We start from the raw sequence: 7389 nt of genomic DNA on the forward strand, positions 1-7389 counted from the left end.
GCGATTGAGTTCATGGCGTCGTTCCGGCTGTCGGAGTCCATTCTGAGGGTGAGGTCGCCGTCGGCTACCTCCGACATCACGTTTTCGTACTCCTGGGCTTTGTCTTCGAGATGGTGTCTCATCTCCTCCGCCTCACGTTTTGCCTTCTCTGCTTCCTCTTTCTGAGACTCCGCCTCTTCCTTGGCTTCCTCCGCCTCGTCGAGTGATTCGACCACGTTGTTCTTCATGTCACACGCAGCGTCAGTCAGACGCTCCATCTCGACGCTGTAATCCGACCTACGTATGTCGTGGTCGAGCTTTCCGTCGGCGACCTCCGAGGCGTCCTCTGCGAGGTTCCTTATCGGACGCGCGATACGGCGTGACATGAAGAATCCCACGAGGAGAACCGCGAACGCCGAACCTCCGGCTATGAGTATGCTCTGGTTCCGTATCTCACGTGACGCCGAGAGCATCTGTGATACGGGAACTGCGGCGACAGTGTAATACTCTACCCCGCTTGCGAGTGTCATTCTCTGGTACTCGGCGTGCCACTTCTCGCCGTTACGCGTGTAGCTGAAACTTCCGTTGTCTCCCGATAGCTCCTCGCTGGGTATGTTGAGGTTCCCGGCTACAGAAGTGTTGAACTCCAGGTTCGAGTTTTCGCCGTGGGCTACGTAAGCCGCACCGATCTCCTCGCCCTCGGCGTTGGTGTACGCCGGGTCGACGAGCATTCCGTACCCCTCACCTATCTCGAGGTTCTTGACGGGTGCTGTGATCTGTTTTGCCTCGTAGTTGATTATGACGAGTCCGACACGTTCGCCGTCGACCTCGACGGGAGTAGCATACCTTATCGCGGGAGAGTCGGTCGCCCTAGCTATGTTTATTGACGAGACGAGACGTAGACGCCGTCGGACTCGACCTCGTCGGGATTCATCACTTTTTCGAACCAGATCTTGTCGCCCTTGTAGTCCTTAGTGTCCTCCTCGCCGAGTTTGTAGCCTGTGAGGACGTTACCGTCCTTCCAGAAGACACGTATCATGTCGATGTTGGGGTTGTCCTCACCGACGTCTTGGAAGAACTCCTGTGTCTTCTGGTACTCCTGGTTTTCACCGAGTATCTGAGGATAAGCAGTTCCCTTCTCGTACTCGTCGACCTGTGAGCTTATCGTCTCGTTCCCATATCTGTGTTCGACAAGTCTCTGGACGTGGGGGTTCGCGGCGACTACCTTGACCTGTCTCTGGTAGAACTCCGACCTAGTCTTGGCGTTGTCCGAGATTCCGCTGACCTTCGACTCGTATACCTGAGTAGACTTTGACTCAAGAGCCGTCTCAGCCTCGGTTTCAGTTATGTAGGTCGTAATACCGAGAGGAACTAGACTACATACTAGAATAACTGCGACTATCTTGAATCCCAGCCTGTTCGTAATCCCACCGTTTTCACCTGACATTTGGTCTTAGGTGTGCTTACGATTATATAAGTCTTTGTCTAAGAAACCTCTTTAATTTGACAAAGACGTCTTTTCGCACCATAAATGGGTTCTAAGACCAGCTCGGAGACCTCAATCCAAGCCGGATTTTCATACTAAACTCCAGAAATACCCCTATGCTCCAGAAAGCCTGTAAAACTCGGGATTTATCGTGCTAATCAAATTTCTTCACTCACTCTAAGAACTGTTCGTTCACTGCGGGGGACATGGTCACTCCGTTCACTGTCCCTCGATTCTCACTTAGTTCGAATGCGAGGGAAGGGATTCGAACCTCGGTCAGTCCGTGCTACCGCACTTCCTTCCCTGATCCGAATCCTTCCTTCTCGTTCACTCACTCTAAGAATCGTTCGTTCACTGCGAGGGACATGGTCACTCCGTTCACTGTCCCTCGATTCTCACTTAGTTCGAATGCGAGGGAAGGGATTCGAACCCTTGGACCTCTTCAGGAGCGGATCTTAAGTCCGCCGCCTTTGGCCAAGCTCGGCAACCCTCGCCCTAAAACTGAGTTGAGTTTACATTAGAACGTAGGCAAAGGGCGACAGTATCATCGCGAGAGCGAACAGAATGGCTATTATCTTCTTCATGTCTATCTCTACGTCCATACCCGAGATTATCGTTACAGAGTGTTAACCCTTCTGTTTGAGAAGGAGTCTCTTGAGAACCGACTTCTGCACGTGCATCCTGTTCTCTGCCTGTCTCCATATCACGGAGTGGTCGCCGTCCATGACCTCGTCTGTGACCTCCTCTCCTCTGTGTGCGGGAAGACAGTGCATGAAGACGTAGCTGTCGTCGGCGTCTCCGAGTAGATCCGAGTTCACCTGGAAGCCGTCGAACTTCTCCAGCTTCTCCTCGCGGTTGTCGTCTCCCATGCTGACCCACGCGTCTGTGTAGATCACGTCGGCGTCGTTTACAGCTTCAGATGGGTCGTGAGTTAGGAGAACCTCGCTCCCGGACTCCTCTGCGAAAGATCGCGAGTTCTCTACAGTCTCCGAGTCGGGTTCGAGCCCCTCTGGCGTAGCGACTCTGATGTTGGAACCGAGCTTCGAAGACGCGTGGAGAAGTGAGTGACAGACGTTGTTACCGTCGCCTACCCAGGCTATATCGACTTCGTCTAAGTCTCCTTTCACCTCCTGTATAGTGAAGAAGTCGGCGAGTGCCTGGCAAGGATGGTTGTAGTCGCTCAGACCGTTTATTACGGGAACGTCGGCGTGTTCGGCGAGTTCGAGGACGTCGCCGTGGTCGTGTACACGTGCCATTATGCCGTCTACGTATCCCGAGAGGGCGCGCGCAGTGTCGGCTACGGTCTCACCACGTCTGAGCTGTATGTCGTTCTCCGAGAGGTACACGGCGTGTCCGCCTAGCTGTGTCATTCCCGTCTCGAACGAGACACGTGTTCTCGTTGAGGGCTTCTGGAATACCATCCCGAGTGTTCTGTCGCCGAGAGGAGGATGGGGATGTCCGTCCATCTCCTCGTACTGACTCTTCATACGTCGGGCTTCGTCGAGGAGATGTCTTAACGTGTGGCGTGAGACTGAGTCAAGTCCTATGAAATCACTCAGGCTCGAACTCAAGTCCGAAGATGACGTCGACATGGTATGTTATGACGAACCCCAGTCATTAAAAAGTATACGAACCAGGACGCACGACGCAAACCTTTTGGTTACTAAATACAAAGTTGGGGTATGTCCGAAGCTGAATCCGGAGACGATTCCGAAGCCGAGTCCGAGGTCACTGAGGACGAGGTACTCGACGCTCTCAGAGAGGTACACGACCCCGAGATACCCGTAAACGTCGTCGATCTAGGTCTGATATACGAGATGGATATAGACGACGGACAGATAGACATAGACATGACTCTCACAAGCATGGGCTGTCCGACTGCCGACGCGATTGTGCGTGACGTAGAGCTTACAGCCGAACAGGTCGACGGCGTCGAAGACGTAGACGTCGAACTCGTCTGGCAGCCTCCTTGGTCGCCCGAGAAGGTCTCCGACGACGGGAAGAAACAGCTCAGAGCGATGGGTATCAACGTATAGTATAAGACGTGAGCCCCGAGATAGACTCGGACACACACGTCGGTGTCTCGTATGAGGATCTCCTGCGTCTCGAAGACGAGGGCGAGGCTCTCCGCCGTCTCAAGAAGAGAGCCGAAGAGATCGGAGTCCTCAGCGACTCGGCGGAGACATACGTCATAAAAGACCTCGGAAGGAAACACGACGTACATATAGACTTCTACTCACTCCCCGGAAAGCTCGACTGCCTCCAGAGGTCGAAGAAGGAAGACCATCCTCCCGAGACGGAGTACGTCTACATAGGCTCGGGGAAGAGAGACGAGGTAATAGCAGACAGAGCCGGCTGGGAGTACGTCGAACTCGAAGACGTTTCACGGGAGTTCGGATGGGAAATCTCTGACTCCTAGTAAGACTATTTTCGTCTACGTCTCTACGTCTCTACTTCTCTTCCTGACTCAGATCCCAGCTTCCCCTCTCGGCGGCTTCCTCGACGTCGGTGTACTCCCATCCTGCCTTCTCGGCTACGGCTTCGTCCCTTCTCGAAGCACCCACGAAGACGTAACGGTCGGAGTCAAACCTTCCTCTCTCCTTCGTCTTCTGTAATGTCTGTAACTTACCTCCCTCGTCGGAGAAGAAGTCTATGTGTATGTCACGGCTCGTGCAGAATCCGTTCACTACGTGTTTGGGCTTCGAACTCACTATTCCGACGTGGTCGGTCCAGCCCGAGACCGAGTCAAAGACCTCGTTCGGCTTACGAAACCTGTCTACGACACCCTCGAACGAGAGAGCGAGACAGACGTCTTCGTCGTCACTTTTTTCTTCGTCTTTATCGACTGACATAGAGCTTACACAGAGTCGGAGTCGGTGAAGTATACGTCTTCTGATCCGGAAGACGTATCCGTGAGATCGAATTATATACTCCAGATTTCGATGGACGACTCTGACTCTGACTCAGACTCCGACGAGGACTTCTCAGCATCTCACCCAGACGTCTCCGAGGCTGAGGTCGGGACAGACGACCACGACCCAGACCCAGACCGAGGCGAGGTCGTCCTCGTCGGAACTGCCCATGTCTCACGCGAGAGCGTAGAGAGAGTACGCGAGTCGATAGAGAAAGAGAAACCCGACGTAGTAGCTGTCGAGCTCGACGAGAGGAGGTATCTGTCTATGAAGGGCGAGAACGACGAGAGCCTCGACCCTCGTGACCTCCTTCAGGGATTCGAGATATTCGTCTACTGGCTTCTCTCTTTCATACAGACACGTCTCGGTGAGAGGTTCGGAATAGAGCCCGGCGCTGACATGATGGCTGCGGTCGAGACGGCTGAGGAGTACGCGATTCCCGTCGCACTCGTAGACAGGGACATACAGGTCACGGTCAAACGTCTCTGGTCGAGGATGACCTTCTTAGAGAAGATCAAGTTCTTCGGTGCTCTCGTAGCGGGCTTACTCGGCTTCGGAGGCGGAGAAGAGATAGACGTCGAGGAGATAGCCAAGGGCGACATGGTTCACAGTCTAATGGAGGAGTTCCGTGAGTTCTCCCCCCGGGGCGCGGAGGCTCTCATCGACGAACGTGACGCCTACATAGCCTCGAATCTCGTCGATCTCAGAGACCAAGGACATAAGGTAGTCGCTGTGATAGGAGCGGGACATAAGCCGGGCATAGAGAGGTACCTCGAAGACCCAGAGAGCATACCTGACGTTCCCGAGACTGCCGACTCGGGCGGTGGCTTACTCCCCTTCTCCTTCTCGCCGTTCAAGATAGTTGGATACCTCATAAGTGGCTTCGTGGTTCTGATGTTCGTCCTCCTCTTCATGGCGGGAGCATCGAACGCACTCCTCGCACGCCTCTTCGTCTACTGGTTCGCGATAAACGGGGTTCTGTCTTTCGCAGGGGCTCTCGTAGCAGGCGGACGTCTGACGAGTGCCCTCACCGGAGGACTCGTGGCATGGATGACCTCGATAAACCCCGCGCTCGCCCCAGGATGGTTCGCGGGATACGTCGAGCTACGTCACACAGACGTGAGCGCGCGCGACATAACAAGTATAAACGAGACACTCAACGACACGACTCTTACTTTACGTGAGGTCTTCTCCGACATCTACGGCATTCCCACCTTCCGACTCTTTCTCGTCGTCGCACTTACTAACGTCGGAAGTATGGTCGGAACAGCACTCTTCGTCTTCGTTCTCCTACCCTACCTAGGGGCTGACGTCGACATGGCGCGTCTCCTCTCGCGCGGGCTCGCCAACAGCTGGGACAGTCTGACTTCTCTTTTCTGACCTCACCGTTTCGGTCTTTCACGGTTCTTCACACGGTTTCAGATCTAAACTAAATGTCTTTCCATGTAAAGGCGGGATGGTAACCCCTATCACTGCGGGCGATTTTGACAACCCTTATCTTTCCCCCCGTAATACAAAGAAATGCGAAGCGCGGTGGAGGAGGACGCGACGGACGCCTTCTCCTGCCACCGCTCGCATATCGTGACAGATAACCGACATGTTTATGTGGGTACACGGTATGCGTTAAAGTACGGAAGACGTGACGGAGGTGTTCCCGGTTTTCGGGAGTGCCCCACCGGGAACCGATGTGTTTAAGTACACATCTTCCCAATGTTCAAATCCGCACTAAGATGGGAACGTTTGGTTCTCATCCACGTATGGACGTGGATCAAAGCCTTTAAGCCCATACGTGATGTACGATAAGATCCGAAGGACATGAGGGTCTGACCCCTGCGGAACTCCGTAAGATCGGATCTGAGGTTAGCTCTGGTAGTTCGGTGATATCCGACAGGTGTCGGTTCACCGGGCTCCAGTTCTTACTGGAATCCCGCCAGCCTCCCTGCCCTTGGGGCAGGGAAATTCCGGTTGATCCTGCCGGAGGCTATTGCTATTGGGGTTCGACTAAGCCATGCGAGTCGAGAGTCATTTGGACTCGGCATACTGCTCAGTAACACGTGGTCAAACTGCCCTGTGGAAGGAGATAACCTCGGGAAACTGAGGATAATATCCTATAGGTGCCTACAGCTGGAATGCTTTGGCACTCAAATGTTCCGACGCCACAGGATGTGACTGCGGCCGATTAGGTTGACGGTGGGGTAACGGCCCACCGTGCCCATAATCGGTACGGGTTGTGAGAGCAAGAACCCGGAGATGGGATCTGAGACACGATCCCAGGCCCTACGGGGCGCAGCAGGCGCGAAACCTTTGCACTGTGCGAGAGCGCGATAAGGGAACCCCAAGTGCCCGCGCCAAGCGTGGGCTTTTCTGTACCGTAAAATGGTACAGGAATAAGGTCTGGGCAAGACCGGTGCCAGCCGCCGCGGTAACACCGGCAGACCAAGTGATGGCCGATATTATTGGGCCTAAAGCGTCCGTAGCCTGCCGGGTAAGTCCATCGGGAAATCCGCCCGCTCAACGGGCGGACGTCCGGTGGAAACTGCCTGGCTTGGGACCGAGAGACCCGAGGGGTACGTCGGGGGTAGGAGTGAAATCCTGAGATCCTCGACGGACCGCCGGTGGCGAAAGCGCCTCGGGAAAGCGGATCCGACGGTCAGGGACGAAAGCCAAGATCTCGAACCGGATTAGATACCCGGGTAGTCTTGGCCGTAAACAATGCTCGCTAGGTGTGACGTAGGCTACGAGCCTGCGTTGTGCCGAAGGGAAACCGCGAAGCGAGCCGCCTGGGAAGTACGTCCGCAAGGATGAAACTTAAAGGAATTGGCGGGGGAGCACTACAACCGGAGGAGCCTGCGGTTTAATTGGACTCAACGCCGGACATCTCACCGGCCCCGACAGCAGTAATGACGGTCAGGTTGATGACCTTACTCGACGCTGCTGAGAGGAGGTGCATGGCCGCCGTCAGCTCGTACCGTGAGGCGTCCTGTTAAGTCAGGCAACGAGCGAGACCCGCAC

General features: G+C 54.8%; 7 protein-coding genes, 1 tRNA gene and 1 rRNA gene. 4 read left to right on the plus strand and 5 right to left on the minus strand.

From position 1 onward, the window contains the following. From SV253_03545 to argF, 4 genes are all read right to left on the minus strand, one after another. The coding region (locus tag SV253_03545) for a HAMP domain-containing protein (protein ID MDY6775141.1) at positions 1-710 on the minus strand (710 nt) is incomplete at its 3' end. A gap of 149 nt (positions 711-859) precedes the next feature. Continuing rightward, entirely contained in the window at positions 860-1426 is a 567-nt protein-coding gene (locus SV253_03550) for a hypothetical protein (GenBank protein ID MDY6775142.1), read from the minus strand. A 448-nt stretch (positions 1427-1874) separates the two neighbouring features. Beyond that, positions 1875-1959 (minus strand) — tRNA-Leu (locus tag SV253_03555). Between the two features lie 132 nt (positions 1960-2091). Next, complete coding sequence (gene argF / locus SV253_03560) at positions 2092-3057, minus strand: ornithine carbamoyltransferase (GenBank protein MDY6775143.1); 966 nt, start codon at positions 3055-3057, stop codon at positions 2092-2094. A 90-nt stretch (positions 3058-3147) separates the two neighbouring features. Here argF and SV253_03565 point away from each other — a divergent pair, with 90 nt between their 5' ends. After that, a complete protein-coding gene (locus SV253_03565; GenBank protein ID MDY6775144.1) occupies positions 3148-3501 on the plus strand; it encodes a metal-sulfur cluster assembly factor in 354 nt (117 codons plus the stop codon). An 8-nt stretch (positions 3502-3509) separates the two neighbouring features. Then, positions 3510-3884 carry a hypothetical protein gene (locus SV253_03570; GenBank protein ID MDY6775145.1) on the plus strand — a complete coding sequence of 125 codons (375 nt, stop codon included), beginning with the start codon at positions 3510-3512 and terminating at the stop codon, positions 3882-3884. Positions 3885-3915: 31 nt separating this feature from the next. On the opposite strand, the gene SV253_03575 is transcribed toward SV253_03570, so the two are convergent. After that, positions 3916-4317 carry a hypothetical protein gene (locus tag SV253_03575; protein ID MDY6775146.1) on the minus strand — a complete coding sequence of 134 codons (402 nt, stop codon included), beginning with the start codon at positions 4315-4317 and terminating at the stop codon, positions 3916-3918. 90 nt (positions 4318-4407) lie between these two features. Between SV253_03575 and SV253_03580 the strand changes: the two genes are divergently transcribed. Next, on the plus strand, positions 4408-5757 hold the full coding sequence (locus SV253_03580; protein ID MDY6775147.1) for a TraB/GumN family protein: 1350 nt from the start codon (positions 4408-4410) through the stop codon (positions 5755-5757). A gap of 578 nt (positions 5758-6335) precedes the next feature. Continuing rightward, a 16S ribosomal RNA gene (locus SV253_03585) occupies positions 6336-7389 on the plus strand; the annotation flags it as partial.

The organism is Candidatus Afararchaeum irisae (assembly GCA_034190545.1).
Lineage (GTDB): Archaea > Halobacteriota > Halobacteria > Halobacteriales > Afararchaeaceae > Afararchaeum > Afararchaeum irisae.